This window comes from Paraburkholderia nodosa DSM 21604 (assembly GCF_000519185.1).
GTDB classification, from domain to species: domain Bacteria; phylum Pseudomonadota; class Gammaproteobacteria; order Burkholderiales; family Burkholderiaceae; genus Paraburkholderia; species Paraburkholderia nodosa.
In genome coordinates this window covers 246,183-262,016 of record NZ_JAFA01000003.1, presented here as the reverse complement: position 1 = coordinate 262,016, position 15,834 = coordinate 246,183, and the positions used below count along the sequence as shown (strand labels likewise).

At 66.9% G+C, this 15,834-nt stretch carries 16 protein-coding genes; 14 read left to right on the top strand and 2 right to left on the bottom strand.

The window, feature by feature from the left end; all coding sequences use genetic code 11:
* Positions 1 to 209: 209 nt before the first annotated feature.
* The 12 genes from A3CW_RS0105745 to A3CW_RS0105690 all read left to right on the top strand — a co-directional run bounded on the left by A3CW_RS0105745 (position 210) and on the right by A3CW_RS0105690 (position 12,353).
* Entirely contained in the window at positions 210 to 1,619 is a 1,410-nt protein-coding gene (locus tag A3CW_RS0105745; protein WP_028202707.1) for a DUF2252 domain-containing protein, read from the top strand.
* A 112-nt stretch (positions 1,620 to 1,731) separates the two neighbouring features.
* Positions 1,732 to 2,625: a LysR family transcriptional regulator gene (locus A3CW_RS0105740; RefSeq protein ID WP_028202706.1), complete on the top strand. Its 894-nt coding sequence runs from the start codon at positions 1,732 to 1,734 to the stop codon at positions 2,623 to 2,625.
* Positions 2,626 to 2,800: 175 nt separating this feature from the next.
* On the top strand, positions 2,801 to 3,742 hold the full coding sequence (locus A3CW_RS0105735; protein WP_028202705.1) for a transporter substrate-binding domain-containing protein: 942 nt from the start codon (positions 2,801 to 2,803) through the stop codon (positions 3,740 to 3,742).
* 27 nt (positions 3,743 to 3,769) lie between these two features.
* Positions 3,770 to 4,534, top strand: coding sequence for an SDR family oxidoreductase (locus A3CW_RS0105730; RefSeq protein WP_028202704.1), 765 nt, complete (start codon positions 3,770 to 3,772; stop codon positions 4,532 to 4,534).
* 86 nt (positions 4,535 to 4,620) lie between these two features.
* Positions 4,621 to 4,893, top strand: coding sequence for an oxidoreductase-like domain-containing protein (locus A3CW_RS0105725; RefSeq protein ID WP_028202703.1), 273 nt, complete (start codon positions 4,621 to 4,623; stop codon positions 4,891 to 4,893).
* A 21-nt stretch (positions 4,894 to 4,914) separates the two neighbouring features.
* A complete protein-coding gene (locus A3CW_RS0105720; RefSeq protein WP_028202702.1) occupies positions 4,915 to 5,781 on the top strand; it encodes an NAD-dependent protein deacetylase in 867 nt (288 codons plus the stop codon).
* Positions 5,782 to 5,809: 28 nt separating this feature from the next.
* On the top strand, positions 5,810 to 6,427 hold the full coding sequence (locus A3CW_RS0105715) for a pyridoxamine 5'-phosphate oxidase family protein (protein WP_028202701.1): 618 nt from the start codon (positions 5,810 to 5,812) through the stop codon (positions 6,425 to 6,427).
* A gap of 36 nt (positions 6,428 to 6,463) precedes the next feature.
* Positions 6,464 to 7,078: a DUF938 domain-containing protein gene (locus A3CW_RS0105710; RefSeq protein ID WP_028202700.1), complete on the top strand. Its 615-nt coding sequence runs from the start codon at positions 6,464 to 6,466 to the stop codon at positions 7,076 to 7,078.
* Positions 7,079 to 7,199: 121 nt separating this feature from the next.
* Positions 7,200 to 8,609 (top strand): NADP-dependent phosphogluconate dehydrogenase, encoded by a 1,410-nt coding sequence (gndA, locus tag A3CW_RS0105705; RefSeq protein ID WP_028202699.1) that lies wholly within the window; start codon positions 7,200 to 7,202, stop codon positions 8,607 to 8,609.
* A gap of 209 nt (positions 8,610 to 8,818) precedes the next feature.
* Positions 8,819 to 9,145: a DUF4148 domain-containing protein gene (locus A3CW_RS0105700; protein ID WP_028202698.1), complete on the top strand. Its 327-nt coding sequence runs from the start codon at positions 8,819 to 8,821 to the stop codon at positions 9,143 to 9,145.
* Between the two features lie 539 nt (positions 9,146 to 9,684).
* Complete coding sequence (locus A3CW_RS0105695) at positions 9,685 to 11,412, top strand: IlvD/Edd family dehydratase (protein WP_028202697.1); 1,728 nt, start codon at positions 9,685 to 9,687, stop codon at positions 11,410 to 11,412.
* Between the two features lie 17 nt (positions 11,413 to 11,429).
* Entirely contained in the window at positions 11,430 to 12,353 is a 924-nt protein-coding gene (locus A3CW_RS0105690) for a dihydrodipicolinate synthase family protein (RefSeq protein WP_245623545.1), read from the top strand.
* Here A3CW_RS0105690 and A3CW_RS0105685 read toward each other — a convergent pair whose 3' ends face one another.
* Both A3CW_RS0105685 and A3CW_RS0105680 read right to left on the bottom strand, forming a co-directional pair.
* Positions 12,354 to 13,166 (bottom strand): DUF2968 domain-containing protein, encoded by an 813-nt coding sequence (locus A3CW_RS0105685; protein ID WP_028202695.1) that lies wholly within the window; start codon positions 13,164 to 13,166, stop codon positions 12,354 to 12,356.
* Positions 13,167 to 13,296: 130 nt separating this feature from the next.
* Complete coding sequence (locus A3CW_RS0105680) at positions 13,297 to 13,617, bottom strand: hypothetical protein (protein WP_028202694.1); 321 nt, start codon at positions 13,615 to 13,617, stop codon at positions 13,297 to 13,299.
* Positions 13,618 to 13,895: 278 nt separating this feature from the next.
* Here A3CW_RS0105680 and A3CW_RS0105675 point away from each other — a divergent pair, with 278 nt between their 5' ends.
* Entirely contained in the window at positions 13,896 to 14,618 is a 723-nt protein-coding gene (locus A3CW_RS0105675) for a peptidoglycan DD-metalloendopeptidase family protein (protein ID WP_028202693.1), read from the top strand.
* Positions 14,619 to 14,771: 153 nt separating this feature from the next.
* A complete protein-coding gene (gene ltaE, locus A3CW_RS0105670; protein WP_028202692.1) occupies positions 14,772 to 15,776 on the top strand; it encodes a low-specificity L-threonine aldolase in 1,005 nt (334 codons plus the stop codon).
* Positions 15,777 to 15,834: the final 58 nt, after the last annotated feature.

The window sequence follows — 15,834 nt, the reverse complement described above, 5'->3', positions numbered from 1 at the left end:
TTCGCGCACGGTACACCAGGCGCTTGCGCGTTGCGCGCATGGTGCGCAGCCAGGCGCCGGTTACGGCCACGTTGCTTGCACGAAACGGGGCGCCACGCTTAAATAGGCAGGCATTCACGGGCGAAAGGCCGCCGCCCATGCAGGACGAATACCCCGCATTTCCCCGTTTGCCACGATGGCGCAAGACCGTACAAGAACCGGAGAAGGTCATGAATGGGAGCACCGTTGCTGATCGCGAGGCGGCCGGGCGTGCCGCGCGCGAGCGCTCGAAACGTTCGAGCCACAAGGAAACCGGCACCATCAAGCGCGATCCGCTCGCATTGCTGCGCTCGAGCAGCGAAGGCCGCGTGCCGAACCTCGTGCAGCTGCGCTACGGGCGCATGATCGTCTCGCCCTTCACGTTCTTTCGCGGTAGCGCGATCCTCCAGGCGCACGACCTCGCGGGCGTGCCCAACACCGGCATGACGATGGAGATTTGCGGCGACGCGCATCTGCTGAACTTCGGCGCCTTCGCCACGCCCGAGCGCCAGCTCGTGTTCGATCTCAACGACTTCGACGAGGTCGCGCCTGGCCCGTGGGAGTGGGATGTGAAGCGCCTCGTGGCGAGCTTCGTCGTGGCGGCGCGGCACATGCGCTACTCGCGCGGCGTGGCCGAGGAACTGGTGATGACGGCCGTGACTAGCTATCGCGACCGCCTGCGCCAATACGCCGAGTACGGCGCGCTCGATCTCTGGTACGACAAAATCACCTTCGACCGCATGGTCGAAACCGCGCTCACGCCCGAAGGCCGTCGCCTGATCCGGCGTGGCATGGAGAAGGCCGCGAACCGCACGCACGAGAACCTGCTCGAAAAGCTCGCGGAGCGCGACGGCGACCACTGGACGATTCACGACGCCCCGCCCGCGCTCTTTCACGTGCACGGCGTCAACACGCTGTTCGAACCCGAAGACGACTGGTTCACGCTTGGCGACTGGCGCACGTTGATCGAGCCCATGTACGAGGATTACGCGAAGACGCTCGCGCCCGACCGGCGCGAACTGCTCGATCACTTCGCGATTCAGGACCTCGTGTTCAAGGTAGTGGGCGTGGGCAGCGTGGGTACGCGTTGCCTCGTGATGCTGCTCGTCGATCATCACGAGAAGCCGCTCTTCCTGCAGGTGAAAGAGGCGCGTCGCTCGGTCGTTTCGCAGTACTTCAAGTCGCCTTCGATCAAGCACGAAGGCGCGCGGGTCGTGCACGGCCAGCGGCTGCTGCAGGCGGCGAGCGATCTCTTCCTCGGCTGGACCACGGGGCCCAACGGGCGTCATTTCTACGTGCGCCAGTTGCGCGACATGAAGCTCTCGGTCGATCTCCAGCTGCTCGACAGCACGCTGCTCTGCGGCTATGCGCGTTTGTGCGGCTGGGCGCTCGCGCGCGCGCATGCGAAGTCGGGCAGCGCCGCCATCGAAATCTCTTCGTACATTGGCCGCAGCGACCAGTTTGCGGAGGCGCTCACGGGCTACGCCTTCAGCTATGCCGACCAGGTGGAGCGCGATTACGACGTGTTCCTCAAGGCCGCGCGCAGCGGCGCGATCGTCGCGCGCAGCGAAGAGGACATGGCCGCCGATTTCCGCGTTTGAGCCGGGTCTGAGTCCAAGCTGCAAGCGAAGCGCGCAGCCGAACGCGCTATCCTTGCGCTTTTCTTTCATCCCGCCGCGCATGAGCCTCGTACGCATGCCCGGCATGCGCCCCATGCGTCTACGCCATATCGAAGTCTTTCACGCGATCATGCGCACCGGCTCGCTCTCCAAAGCGGCCGAGCTGCTGTGCGTTTCGCAGCCCGCGGTCAGCAAGGTGCTCGCGCATGCGGAGCGCAGCGCGGGCCTCAAGCTCTTCAGCCGCGCGCACGGCCGTCTGCAGCCCACGCGCGAGGCCGAATTGCTGTTCGCCGAAACGCAGAAGCTGCAATCGAACCTCGACAGCATTCGCGATCTCGCGCGCAATCTCGCGCTGCGCCCGCAAGGGCTGCTGCGCATCGGCTGTCTGCCAAGCCTCGGCATGAGCCTGATCCCGGCTGCCGTGCAGACGTTTCGCGCGGGCTACCCCGAGGTGTCGCTCAGGATCCAGACGCGCCACACCGCGGAACTGCTCAACGCGCTGCTCACGCGCGAACTCGATCTGGGCGTCGCGCTCAATCCGCCCGCGCGGCCGGGCATCGCCGCGGTCGAACTGGCGCGCACGGCCGTGGTCTGCGTCGGGCCGCCCGACGACCCGACGCCGGAACACGCGCCGCTCGCGTTGCGCGATCTGGTCGACGGCGAGTGGATCAGCATCGGCAATGTCGATCCGCTTGGCGAGGCGATCAGCAACCTGCTCGAAGCCGAAGGCGTGGACGACCGGCTCGCGGCCGTCGAGGCGCAGACGTGGCACGTCGCGCGCGCACTTGCGGCGCGCGGCATCGGCCGCGTGCTGCTCGACGAACTCAGCGCGCGCGGGGCGGGCGAGCCGGTGGCGATCCGACGCGTCGAACCGGCGCTCACGGTCGGCGTGTTCGCCATGTGGCGCGAAGGCGGTATGGACTCGCAGGCAGGCAACGCGTTCGTGGACGTGCTGCGCGGCTGCCTCGCCGCGACGTGCACGGTGTGAGCGCCTGGGAGCCCAGGCCACATCACGCGAGCCGGCACGGACCGCCGGTACAATCGCGCGCAGAAGGGGAGCGCAGCTGTGCGCGCGCCTCGAGCGAACGAATCAGAGATCGAAGGAGACACGGTTGAAGCGCGAGTCAAAGCCGTTGGGTGTCGCCAGAAGGCTGTGCGGCCACATGCGCTACGTCACGCTCGCGTGCGCCTGCGTGTCTGCAGGCGCGGTGCATGCCGACGAACTGGAAAGCCCCACGCTGCGCAAGATTCGCGATACCGGGACGATCGTCATCGGCGTGCGCGAGGCCACCGTGCCGTTTTCCTATATGGCCGGCGGCGAGCACGCAACGGGCTACTCGTACGAGATCACCCAGCGCATCGTGGAAAGCGTGCGCGCAACGCTCAAGCTCCCCGAGCTGCGCGTGCGCGAACTCGTCGTCTCGCCGCAGAACCGCATCACGCTCGTGCAGAACGGCACGATCGACCTCGAATGCAGCACCACGACGCATACGCGCGAGCGCGAGAACGACGTGGCGTTCTCCAACAGCATCTTCGAGTACGGCGTGCGCATGCTCGTGAAGCGCGGCTCGCCGGTCCTCGACTTCGGCGATCTCGCGGGCCGTACGGTGGTCACGACCGCGGGCACGTCGGAAGAGCGCCTGCTGCGCCGCTGGAACATGGAGCGCGCGATGAACATGCGCATCGTCGTCGCGAAGACTCACGGCGATTCCGTCGAAGCCGTGCGCTCGGGCCGCGCCGTTGCCTTCGTGATGGACGAACCGCTGCTGCACGCCGCGCTCGCGACCGGCTACATGGCGAGCGACACGCCGGGTGCGCCCGTCGCGCAAAGTGCGCGTAACCTGAACGACGCGCGCGCTTACGCGATCGTCGGCAGCCCGGCCAGGTCGGAAGTGTACGGCTGCATGTTCCGGCGCGGCGACACCGCCTTCAAGCGCATTGCCGACGACACCATCGCGAGGATGGAGCGCTCGGGCGAGGCGCTCGCGCTTTACCGGCGCTGGTTCGAGTCGCCCATTCCGCCTGCGGGCGTGAACCTCGACTATCCGATGTCGGAGCCGATGAAGGCGCTTTTCGCGAATCCCAACGACCAGCCGCTCGATTGAAGGCTCAACCGAAACAAAGAGGCAACGATGAGTGATACGGAACAACGCAAGATCGCCCTGGTGACGGGCGCGGGCAGCGGCATTGGCCGCGCGTGCGCGCAAAGACTGCTAGCCAACGGCTTTGCCGTCGTGCTGGCGGGCAGGCGAGCCGCGCCGCTCGAAGCGCTCGCCGGCGAGGCCCGCGCGCGCGGCGAAGAGGCGCTGGCGGCGCCTTGCGACGTGACCGACGCGGCGGCCGTCGAGGCGCTCTTCGAGACGATCCGCGCGCGCTACGGCCGGCTCGACCTGCTCTTCAACAACGCGGGCCGCAACGCGCCGGCCGTGGACATCGACGAGCTTTCCGTGGACGACTGGCGCGCCGTGGTCGATACGAACCTCACCGGCGTGTTCCTGTGCACGCGCGCGGCGTTCGGGCTCATGAAGCGGCAGACGCCGCGAGGCGGGCGCATCATCAACAACGGCTCGATTTCGGCGCACGCGCCGCGGCCGTTCAGCGCCGCCTACACGGCTACCAAGCACGCCATCACGGGCCTCACGAAAACCGTTTCGCTCGATGGCCGGCGCTACGACATTGCGTGCGGGCAGATCGACATCGGCAACGCGGCGACCGAGATGGCCGAGCGCATGGCGCGCGGCGTGCCGCAGGCGAACGGCGAGATTGCCGTCGAACCGCTGATGGATGTGGAACTCGTGGCCGACGCGCTGCTGCACATGGCGCAACTGCCGCTCGAAGCGAATATCCAGTTCATGACGATCATGGCGACGAAGATGCCGTTCGTGGGGCGCGGCTGAGCGCGCAGGCCGGGCGGGCGCCGCCGCACGCTCGGCCGCCGCGTCCCGTATACTGGCCGCTGAACCACCACGACGCCCGAGCGCCCATGTCTTTGCCCCCGCGTCCGGACGATGATCCGCGTCCCCAGCCGCCCGAATGCCCCGATAACGACGACTGCTGCCATAGCGGCTGCGACCCCTGCATCTTCGATCTGTATGACGAGGAGTTCGGCCGGTATCGCGCCGCGCTGGCCGCGTGGGAAGCGCGCGAAGCCGAACGGCAGGCACAGGTACAGGCGCAGGTGAAAGCGCCGCGCAAGCGAGCCGCAAAACCGGCTTCGCCATCGGCCGCGCCGTCGCGGGACAAGCCCTCGCGCTGAACTGCATTGCTCCCTGCCGCCATGACCGAATCCATCCTCGTTCCCGACGCTCCCGCCCTCGACGCCGCCGCCCTCGACGCGCTGCAGGCGTTCGTCGAGCGTCATCCGCGCCTGTTCGTGCTGACGGGCGCGGGCATCAGCACGGATTCGGGCATTCCGGGTTACCGCGACGAGAACGGCGCCTGGAAACGCTCGCCGCCCATCACGCTGCAGGAATTCCTCGGCTCCGAGAGCATGCGGCGCCGTTACTGGGCGCGCAGCCTGATCGGCTGGCCCACGGTGGGTCTCGCGCAGCCCAACGGCGCGCACCGCGCGCTCGCGCGCCTCGGTGCGGCGGGCTATGCGCGCACGCTCGTCACGCAGAACGTGGATGGCCTGCATCAGCGCGCGGGCAGCCGCGACGTGATCGAGCTGCACGGCAGCATCGCGCACGTGCATTGCCTCGACTGCGGCGCGCAGTACTCGCGCGCCTCGATTCAGCCGGAACTCGAAGCGCGCAACCCGGCCATCGTGGGCGCGAGCGCGGAACCCGCCGCTGACGGCGACGCCCATCTCGACTTCGACGGCGCCAACGCCTTCCACGTGCCCGCGTGCGCGGCGTGCGGCGGCATGCTCAAGCCTTCAGTGGTGTTCTTCGGCGAGAACGTGCCGCGCGAGCGCGTGGCGAGCGCCTCGAATGCGCTCGACGAGGCCGACGCCGTGCTCGTGGTCGGCTCCTCGCTCATGGTGTATTCGGGCTACCGCTTCTGCGCCTGGGCGCAGCAGCGCGGCAAACCCGTCGCCGCGATCAACATGGGCAAGACGCGCGCCGACCCGCTCCTCGCACTCAAACTCGAAGCCCCTTGCGCGGCCGTGCTCGACGCACTGGGCGCGCGCCTCGTCCCCTGACACTCCACGTCCCCACGGAACCGACGACATGCTGACCACGCTAGCCGACCTCGAAGCGCACTACGGCACGCCGCACGAACGCGCGTTGCGCAAGGAAATCGATCACGTCAACGCGGATTACCGGCGTTTCATCGAAAGCTCGCCGTTCGTCGTGCTCGCCACGGGCGGTCCGGAAGGTCTCGACTGCTCGCCGCGCGGCGACGCACCCGGCTTCGTGCGCATTCTCGACGAGCACACGCTCGCGTTGCCCGACCGTCCCGGCAACAATCGCGTGGACAGCCTGCGCAACGTGGTTGCCTCGTCGCAGGTGGGGCTGCTGTTCATGGTGCCGGGCGTGGGCGAGATGCTGCGCGTGAACGGGCGTGGCCGCGTGAGCACCGACCCCGCGCTCGTCGCGAGTTTCGCCGTGGATGGCAAGCCGCCGCGCTCGGTGCTCGTGATCGACGTGGAAAGCGTGTACTTCCATTGCTCCAAGGCCATCGTGCGCTCGAAGCTGTGGGACCCGTCGCGCCACGTCGAACGCTCGCACCTGCCGAGCGCGGGCGAGATGCTGCGCCGCGTAAATGAGGAGCAATATGGCGAGACGTTCGACGCCGAGACTTACGAGGCCGGTCTCGCCCAACGCATCAAGACCACGCTGTACTGAGTGAATGCCGACTGAACGCTGAGAGACCGCAAGACGATGAACGACCCGCAAGCCGCCCAACGCCTTTGCGCGCCCGCCGCCGAGCGCAACGCCGCGCCGATCCTGGCAGTGCTGCGCGGCGCGCTGCCCGCGCGGGGCACCGTGCTCGAAATCGCGAGCGGCACCGGCCAGCATGCCGTCCACTTCGCGGCCGCGTTTCCCGACCTCGCGTGGCAGCCGAGCGACGCCGACGCGCGCGCCCGCGCCTCGATCGACGCCTGGCGCGAGCACTCGGGTCTCGCCAATTTGCGCGCGCCGCTCGACCTCGACGTGCGCCGCGAGCCCTGGCCGATCGATGCGGTGAACGCCATCGTCTGCATCAACATGATTCACATCGCGCCGTGGGCAGCGGCGCAGGCGCTCATGAAAGGCGCGGGCGCGCGCGTTGCTACGGGTGGGGCACTCGTGCTCTACGGGCCGTACCGGCGCGAAGGCGCACACACGGCGCCGAGCAACGAGGCTTTCGACGCCGACTTGCGCGCGCGCGACTCGTCCTGGGGCGTGCGCGACATGGAGGAAGTGGAGGCGCTGGCGCAGGCACAAGGCTTCGCGTGCGAAGCGCGCGTGCCGATGCCAGCGAACAATTTCAGCCTGGTGTTCCGAAAACAGTAAGCGAGGTCGGCAAACGTCCGTCGCGCATGCGCGCGTTCGCGCAGCACCGCTACGTTTCCCTTATGCTTGCACGGTTGGCGCCCCGTTGCGGCGCCGTCAATGAATGAAGTGGAGAAACAACATGAGCAAACAGCCAATCGGCGTGGTGGGTCTGGCCGTGATGGGTAGCAATCTGGCGCTCAACATCGAAAGCCGCGGCCACGCGGTCTCGGTGTTCAATCGCAGCCGCGCCCGAACCGACGAGCTGATCGCTGAGTATCCGGATCGCAAGCTCGTGCCGGCGTACACGCTCGAAGAGTTCGTGGATTCGCTGGAAAAGCCGCGCCGCATCCTGATGATGGTGAAGGCCGGCGCGCCCACCGACGACACCATCGCCGCGCTCAAGCCGCTGCTGGAGAAGGGCGACATCCTGATCGACGGCGGCAACACGCACTTCACCGATACCATCCGCCGCAACCAGGAACTCGCGAAGTCGGGCCTGCACTTCATCGGCACGGGCGTGTCGGGCGGCGAGGAAGGCGCGCTCAAGGGCCCGTCGATCATGCCGGGCGGCCAGCGCGATGCTTACGATCTGGTTGCGCCGATCCTCACTGAAATCGCCGCGAAGGCGCCGGACGGCGAGCCGTGCGTGGCCTACATGGGCCCGGACGGCGCGGGTCACTTCGTGAAGATGGTGCACAACGGCATCGAGTACGGCGACATGCAGCTGATCGCCGAAAGCTACGCGGTGCTCAAGCAGGTGCTCGGCCTCTCGAACGAGGAACTGGGCAAGGTCTACACCGAGTGGAACGAAGGCGAGCTCGACAGCTACCTGATCGAGATCACCTCGAAGATCTTCGGCAAGAAGGACGAGGAAACGGGCAAGGATCTCGTCGACGTGATTCTCGACCGCGCCGCGCAAAAGGGCACCGGCAAGTGGACGAGCCAGAACGCGCTGGACCTCGGCGCGCCGCTGCCGCTCATCACCGAAGCCGTGTTCGCGCGCGTGCTTTCGTCGCTCAAGACGCAGCGCGTGGCCGCGAGCAAGGTGCTTTCGGGCCCGGACGCGAAGCCGTTCTCGGGCGACCGCAAGGCGTTCATCGAGTCGGTGCGCCGCGCGCTGTACTTCTCGAAGGTGATTTCGTACGCGCAAGGCTTCGCGCAACTGCGCATGGCTTCCGACGAGTACAAGTGGGACTTCCAGTACGGCACGATCGCCAAGATCTTCCGCGCGGGCTGCATCATCCGCGCGCGCTTCCTGCAGAAGATCATGGACGCCTACGCGAAGGACCCGCAGCTCGACAACCTGCTGCTCGACCCCTATTTCCGTGACATCGCGGCCAACTATCAGTCGGCGCTGCGCGACGTGGTGATCCAGGCGGTGAGCGCGGGCGTGCCGGTGCCGGCGTTCTCGTCGGCCGTCGCGTACTTCGACGGCTACCGCTCGGAGCGCGTGCCCGCCAACCTCGTGCAGGCGCAGCGCGACTTCTTCGGCGCGCACACGTTCGAGCGCATCGACAAGCCGGGCAGCTTCCACGCCGACTGGTCGTAAGGTCCTAAGACAAAAGGCCGCATTGTCGTTGCGGTCTTTGTTGGAATCGTAAGGTGAGTCCCGAGGACTCACCTTTTTTTATTACCAAAATCGCAATGGTGTTTTGACGAATTAGGGTTTTCCCTAGCGTGAACGGACGCCTACACTGTAATCAATCGCTGACGAACACGGTGTTCCGAAGCGGAAATAAAACAGTTGGAGGTCCGATCATGAACAAGCTTATCCCCGCAGTTGTCGTTGCCGCCGCTCTTGCCATCCCGGCAATCTCGTTCGCCCAGTCGAGCGAGCAAGGCCTGACCCGCGCCCAGGTGCGTGCGGAACTGGTTCAACTCGAGCACGCTGGCTACAACCCGTCGGCTGACCATGTGAACTACCCGGAAAACCTGCAGGCCGCCCAGGCGCGCGTGACCCAGGAAAAGCTCGCCGCCGGCGACACCAGCGGTTACGGCGCACCGGCAGTCGGCACGTCGCAGTCGGGTGCCGCGGTGCAACCGGCGCAAGTCGCACCGAGCCAGCGCATTTACTTCGGCCACTAAGCCCTGACCGAACGGAACCGCTTCAGGCGGTTCCGGCAAGCTACCCCCTGTAGTGAGTTGTCGCTGTACGTAGTCAGTCGTTGCAGCAGAACTGAGCAGTGAGTTGCAGTTGCAATACGCAGTGAGTGGTTGCGGTAGAAGTTGCAGTCGTAGTACGCAGAGAGTGGTTGCAGTAGAAGTCGTAGTTGCAATACGCAGTGAGTGGTTGCAGTAGAAGTTGCAGTTCGCAGTGTGCAGTTGCAATACGCAGTAGGTGAGTTGTTGCAGTCAGGAAGTTGCAGTACGCAGAGAGCAGAAGGTAGTTGAAGTTGGCTGGCGCAGTGAGAGGTGCAGCCGTGCAGTAGCAGTACGCAGTAGGCAGTACGTTGTTGCAACAGGCAGTCCAGCACGGGCCGGTTCTCCACCGGCCCGTACTTTTTTGTGGCGCGTTTTGTCCATATCTAAGGACGCCATATCAAACATTGACGGGTTCGAACGTCACTCCTATGATCGGGCGGCAGTTTCCCTGACTGTTGCCTCGCGACAGGAGACGCCCCGCCATGACCCGCTCCACCCGTAAGCCCCTGCGCAGCCAGGCCTGGTTCGGCAAAGCCGACAAGGACGGCTTCATTCACCGCTCGTGGATGAAGAATCAGGGCATCCCTCACGACGCGTTCGACGGCCGCCCCGTCATCGGCATCTGCAATACGTGGTCGGAACTCACGCCGTGCAACGCGCATTTTCGCGAACTCGCGGAGTATGTGAAAAAAGGCGTGTACGAAGCCGGCGGCCTGCCGCTCGAATTTCCCGTCATGTCGCTAGGCGAATCGAACCTGCGGCCCACCGCGATGCTGTTTCGCAACCTTGCCTCCATGGACGTGGAGGAGTCGATTCGCGGCAATCCGATCGACGGCACGATTCTGCTCGTCGGTTGCGACAAGACCACGCCGGCCTTGCTGATGGGCGCGGCGTCGTGCAACTTGCCTGCGCTCGCTGTCTCGGGCGGCCCGATGCTCAACGGGCGCTTCCGGGGCCATGAAATCGGCTCGGGCACGGGCGTGTGGCAAATGTCGGAGGAAGTGCGCGCGGGGACGATGTCGCAGGCCGAATTCGTCGAGGCGGAGTCGTGCATGAACCGCTCGCGCGGTCACTGCATGACCATGGGCACGGCATCCACGATGGCCTCGATGGTCGAATCGCTGGGCATGGGGCTCCCGCACAACGCGGCCATTCCCGCGGTCGATGCGCGCCGCCAGGTGCTCGCGCAACTCGCCGGGCGGCGCATCGTCGAGATGGTGCGCGAGGACCTCACGATGTCGAAGATCCTCACCCGCGCGGCGTTCGAAAACGCGATCCGCACCAACGCGGCCATCGGCGGGTCGACCAACGCCGTCGTGCATTTGATCGCGCTCGCGCGGCGCATTGGCGTGCCGCTTTCGCTCGACGACTGGGAACTCGGCTCCGATGTCCCTTGCCTCGTGAATCTGCAGCCTTCCGGCCATTATCTGATGGAGGATTTTTACTACGCGGGCGGCCTGCCAGCGGTGCTGCGGCAACTGGGCGAGCAAGGGCTGCTGCATCGGGACGCGTTGACGGTCAACGGTAAAACCCTCTGGGAAAACGTCGCCGACGCGCCGAACTACAACGCCGAAGTGATTACGTCGTTTGCGCAGCCGTTCAAGCCCAAAGCCGGCATCGCCGTGCTTAAGGGCAACCTCGCGCCCGACGGCGCGGTCATCAAGCCTTCTGCCGCCACGCCGGCGCTGTTGCGTCATCGCGGCCGCGCGGTGGTGTTCGAGAACGTCGAGGAACTGCACGCGAAAGTCGACGACGCCTCGCTCGATATCGACGAGCATTGCATCATGGTCCTCAAAGGCGCGGGGCCCAGGGGCTATCCGGGCTTCGCCGAGGTCGGCAACATGCCGCTGCCGAAGAAGGTGCTGCAAAAGGGCATTACCGACATGGTGCGCATTTCGGACGGCCGCATGAGCGGCACGGCGTATGGTGCAGTCGTGCTGCACGTGTCGCCCGAAGCGGCGGCGGGCGGTCCGCTTGCGCTCGTGCGCACGGGCGACATGATCGAACTGGACGTCGCGGCGCGGCGCCTGCATCTGGAAGTCTCCGATGCAGAACTCGCGCGCCGCAAGACGGAGTGGCAGGCGCCTGAGCTGCCCGAGCGCGGCTATTACCGGCTTTACGTCGAACACGTGCTGCAGGCCGACAAGGGCGCCGACCTGGACTTTCTTGTCGGCGCGAGCGGTGCGGCCGTGCCGCGCGACTCCCACTGAGCGTGCCGGAGCACGCGATGAGCGCGCCAACCAGCGCCGCCGGGGCAATCGCCGGCATCTACCCGATCCTCTACGCATTCTTCGATCGCGATAACCACCTCGACCGCGCGGCCATGCGGCGCCAGGTCGAAGCGGCCGTGCGTGGCGGCGCGCCGGGTATCGCCGTGCTCGGGCTCGCAACCGAGGTCAACAAGCTTTCGCGCGCCGAACGCGAGCAGGTGATCGACTGGGCGCAGGAGGACAGCGGCGGCGCACTGCCGCTCGCCGTCACGGTGAGCGGTCCCACGGTGCAGGCGCAGCGCGAATTCGCGCAACACGCGATCGAGCGCGGCGCGGCATGGCTGATCCTCCAGCCTCCCACGCGCGCTCAAGGCGAGCCTGCGCAACCCGAATCGTTCTATTTCGACTTCTTCGCGGGCGTGATGGCGGGGCTCGACGTGACGGTCGGCGTTCAGAACGCGCCCGAGTATCTGGGCGTCGGGCTTTCGCCGGGCAGTTTGCGCGCGCTTGCCGCGCAATGCCCGAACTTCCGTGTGCTCAAGGGCGAGGGCCCGGCGGTGACGATTGCCGAAACGATCGCGCAGATCGGCGACCTGATGCCCGTGCTCAACGGCCGCGGCGGGCTGGAATTGCTCGACAACCTGCGCGCCGGCTGCGCGGGCATGATCGTCGCGCCCGATTGCTTCGACTGGCAGCAGCAGGTTTACGCCGCGTTTTGCTCAGGCGATATCGAGCGCGCGCAAGCCCTGTACCAGCAGGTGCTGCCCGCCATCGTCTTCGTCATGCAGTCGCTCGATACGCTGATTTGCTACGGCAAGCGCATTGCGGCGTGGCGCATGGGCATCGACGTCGATCATGAGCGCGACGTGAAGCTGGCGCCGAGCCGCTTCGGCCTCGAAGCCGCCCGGCGATTCGCGCGGCAACTGGGCCCGCTCGCGTGATCACCGCGCATGCAGATGGGGCACGCCCTCGCTCGTCGCAACCTTGAGCTGATGCAGCGCCCGGTGTGCCTTGTTCAACTGGGCCTGCGCGGCAATGCGCTGCGCCTCCAGCTGAGCGACGTCCTTGCGTATCTGGTGCTGGCGGCCCGTCACCGTCTGTTCCTGTTCCGCATGGCGCTGCAGGTCCACGCGCAGGCGTTCGGCCTGGGCTTCCGACTCCTCGATCTGCCGCGTGAGCTCCGCGTTTTGGGCGACGAGTTGCACGCGGCGCGTTTCGCCGTCGGCGAGGCGCGTGGCTTGCTCCTGCATCAGGTGAAACGCCGAGCCGGCCGCGTCGAGGTCGTTGGCTTTCAGCGCGCGCCACAGTACGCTTTCCTGATGCAGCGCGACGAAGTAGCCGAGTGTGGGCGGATGGAAGAAGAGGCTGACCGTATAGGCGAAGCAGCGAAAGACGCGGAAGGTCATCAACTCGTCGGCGGCGTGGAGCGCTTCGAACGCGGCGCCGTCGGCGATCTGCACCGGGCGGCCGTTCAGGTGCGCGGGCATGACCGGCACCGGATGGAGCGTGGAGACCGGCCGAGGCCCGCCGGCGCCTTCGGGCAGCGCGGTCGCGCCCGCCGCCGGTTCCGCGCGAGACTCGATCTCGACGGCGGTCTCGGACGGCGTAATGGCGGGCTCGACCGCGGATTGCGGGACGCGGCTGGCGGCTTCGCTTGCGGCGGCGCGTTGCGTGGCGGCATCATGGGCCACGGCAAGGATTCGTGATGGTGCGCCAGAGAGCGCGGCGTTACGGCGGTTCAGAATGGATTTCACGGCGGTTCCCCCAGTTTGGCGCGCCGAAACCATGGCGCCCCGCGCGCGGCAGCGTGGCACACAGGCGCCGGCGCGCGGGCAAATGGGGCGGGCGATGCGGGTAGGGCGCCGTCCGCTCCGGATTCGCGTACTAGTGAAGCAGGCGAGGCCGGCGTGCAATATCGTCGAAGAGTGCACGGCCGGGTTCGAGCGCGAAAAGCCAGGTTTCGTCATAGCCGCTCAGCGTGTCGAGCGCATCGCGCAAGCGCTCGATGACGACGGCGGGAATTTCCACGGACGCCTGGGTGGCGCCGGAAAGCCGTGCGATGCTGGCGTGCTGGACCAGTTCGTCGGCGGCTTCGGCCACGTCGGCCGCAAAGATGAGATGGTTGTTCAACAATTCGACGAGGCCCGGCGACGATGTGACATCTTCGACGTTGAGCTGCAGCGAAAGAAAGGTGGCTTTGTTCATTCTCGGATCCCTCAGGGCCATGGGACTGCAGCGAGAGGCCTTTCATCTGATTATCGGGTGACGCGTGAACCAGTATAGGCGTTGACCCGCGCAAACGCAGGCCGGGCGAGCATGCCGGCGAAAAAAGGCGGTTGGAGCATGAACGATATAATGGGGGACGTTCGCCATTTCCGGCTTCATTCGCGGAACGTGGCGCGCAAGCGAACGCCTGCGGCCCACCGCGCATCCCATCTGCGTATTTTTTCGTCATACGCGAGGACCAAGCGAGGAACAGCAAGATGAATCGACAACGGCGAAATCCGGGCGCCTATGCGGCGCTGGCCGCCCTCACGCTCGTCTGCAGCGCCTGTAGCAGCCCCTTCGCGCCCTGGGAGTCCCCAAGCGCGCCCCCCATGTCCACGAGCGGCGTTCCCGCGGGCTACTACCGCGTCAATCCGGGCGACACGCTCTCGCGCGTCGCCGGGGCCTTCGGCCAGCGTCCCCAGGACATCGCGAGCTGGAACCAGCTGCCTTCCGCCAACGCGCAGCTCCTGACAGGCCAGGTGCTGCGCGTAGCGCCCCCGCCCAACTACGCAACGGCCGCGCCGCAGGCGCAGATGCCTGGCGGCGCACCCGCCGCCGCCGGCGTAGCCATGCCCGCGCCCGTCGCGCCCAGCATCGCGCTCGCGTGGCCGGCGCGCGGGCCGATCCTGCAGCGCTTCGTGCCGGGCAAGTCCACCGGCATCGTGATCGGCGGCACGCCCGGCGAGGAGGTCAAGGCCGCCGCCGCTGGCCGTGTGGTCTATGCGGGCACGGGTATCGAGGCCTATGGGCCGCTCGTGATCATCAAGCACAACGACCAGGTCGTGACGGCTTATGGCCGCAACGGCAAGCTGCTCGTGAAGGAAGACGACGCCGTCTCGCAAGGCCAGCCGATCGCCGAAATGGGCGCCGGCGGCGTTCAGTTCGAAGTCCGTAGCGACGGCAAGCCCGTCGATCCGCTGCCGCTGCTCGCGCACTAACCACGGCACAAGCGCGCCTTGCGCCCGGCCCGGCATTGCGCTGGGCCGCCGTTTGAAAATACACTCGATGGTTCTCACGCCGTGCAGCGCGCGCCCGACAAGGCGCGCGCTCGTCCGTCCCGCGCGTGCTTCAACCACGAGGATTTCATCGCAATGATCGACTTGCGCAGCGACACCGTCACCCGTCCGAGCGAAGCCATGCTCGCCGCCATGACCCGCGCCGAAACCGGCGACGACGTGTGGGGCGACGACCCGACCGTGCTGCGCCTGCAGGCGCGCGCGGCCCAGGAGGCGGGCAAGGAGGCGGGACTCTTCTTCCCGAGCGGCACGCAGAGCAACCTCGCCGCGCTGATGGCGCATTGCGCGCGCGGCGACGAGTACATCGTCGGCCAGGCGGCCCACACCTATAAGTACGAGGGCGGCGGCGCGGCCGTGCTGGGCAGCATCCAGCCGCAGCCGCTCGACAACGCCGAAGACGGATCGATCCCGCTCGAGCGTATCGCCGCGGCAATCAAGCCGCTCGACGACCACTTCGCGCGCACGCGTCTGCTCGCACTCGAAAACACCATTGGCGGCAAGGTGCTGCCGGCGGATTACGTCGCGAAGGCCACGCAGCTCGCGCATGAGCGCGGGCTCGCCACGCACCTCGACGGTGCACGCGTGTACAACGCGGCGGTCGCTTCCGGCCAGCCGCTCGAGGCGCTCACGGCGGGCTTCGACTCGGTGTCGATCTGCTTTTCGAAAGGATTGGGCACGCCGGTGGGGTCGGTGCTGGTGGGCAGCCGCGCGCTCATCGACGCTGCGCATCGCTGGCGCAAGGTGCTGGGCGGCGGCATGCGCCAGTCGGGCGTGCTCGCGGCCGCGTGCCTTTACGCGCTCGATCACAACGTCGCGCGTCTCGCCGACGACCATGCGAACGCCGCGCGTCTCGCCGCCGGTCTTGCGCAGATCGATCAGGTGAAGGTGATGTCGCAGGCCACGAACATGGTGTTCGTGCAGTTCCCGCAGGAACACTGCGCGCCGCTGGAGGCGTATCTCAAGGAGCGCGGCATCCTCACGCAGATGCTGTACGCGTCGCGCTTCGTCACGCACCTCGACGTGACGGCCGCCGATATCGACACGTTCGTGGCGGCGGTGAAGGGCTACTTCGCGCGATAAGCCGGTAGCCGGTCTGGCCAAGGCGCGCTTTTCCCGCGTGCCTTGGCCTCAGACCGCA

Coding starts and splice junctions, on each gene's coding strand:
- gndA (WP_028202699.1), top strand. CDS start 7,200: ATGAGCAAACAGCCAATCGGCGTGGTGGGTCTGGCCGTGATGGGTAGC.
- A3CW_RS0105725 (WP_028202703.1), top strand. CDS start 4,621: ATGTCTTTGCCCCCGCGTCCGGACGATGATCCGCGTCCCCAGCCGCCC.
- A3CW_RS0105695 (WP_028202697.1), top strand. CDS start 9,685: ATGACCCGCTCCACCCGTAAGCCCCTGCGCAGCCAGGCCTGGTTCGGC.
- A3CW_RS0105745 (WP_028202707.1), top strand. CDS start 210: ATGAATGGGAGCACCGTTGCTGATCGCGAGGCGGCCGGGCGTGCCGCG.
- A3CW_RS0105680 (WP_028202694.1), bottom strand. CDS start 13,617: ATGAACAAAGCCACCTTTCTTTCGCTGCAGCTCAACGTCGAAGATGTC.
- A3CW_RS0105690 (WP_245623545.1), top strand. CDS start 11,430: ATGAGCGCGCCAACCAGCGCCGCCGGGGCAATCGCCGGCATCTACCCG.
- A3CW_RS0105700 (WP_028202698.1), top strand. CDS start 8,819: ATGAACAAGCTTATCCCCGCAGTTGTCGTTGCCGCCGCTCTTGCCATC.
- A3CW_RS0105735 (WP_028202705.1), top strand. CDS start 2,801: ATGCGCTACGTCACGCTCGCGTGCGCCTGCGTGTCTGCAGGCGCGGTG.
- A3CW_RS0105710 (WP_028202700.1), top strand. CDS start 6,464: ATGAACGACCCGCAAGCCGCCCAACGCCTTTGCGCGCCCGCCGCCGAG.
- A3CW_RS0105740 (WP_028202706.1), top strand. CDS start 1,732: ATGCGTCTACGCCATATCGAAGTCTTTCACGCGATCATGCGCACCGGC.
- A3CW_RS0105730 (WP_028202704.1), top strand. CDS start 3,770: ATGAGTGATACGGAACAACGCAAGATCGCCCTGGTGACGGGCGCGGGC.
- A3CW_RS0105720 (WP_028202702.1), top strand. CDS start 4,915: ATGACCGAATCCATCCTCGTTCCCGACGCTCCCGCCCTCGACGCCGCC.
- ltaE (WP_028202692.1), top strand. CDS start 14,772: ATGATCGACTTGCGCAGCGACACCGTCACCCGTCCGAGCGAAGCCATG.
- A3CW_RS0105675 (WP_028202693.1), top strand. CDS start 13,896: ATGAATCGACAACGGCGAAATCCGGGCGCCTATGCGGCGCTGGCCGCC.
- A3CW_RS0105715 (WP_028202701.1), top strand. CDS start 5,810: ATGCTGACCACGCTAGCCGACCTCGAAGCGCACTACGGCACGCCGCAC.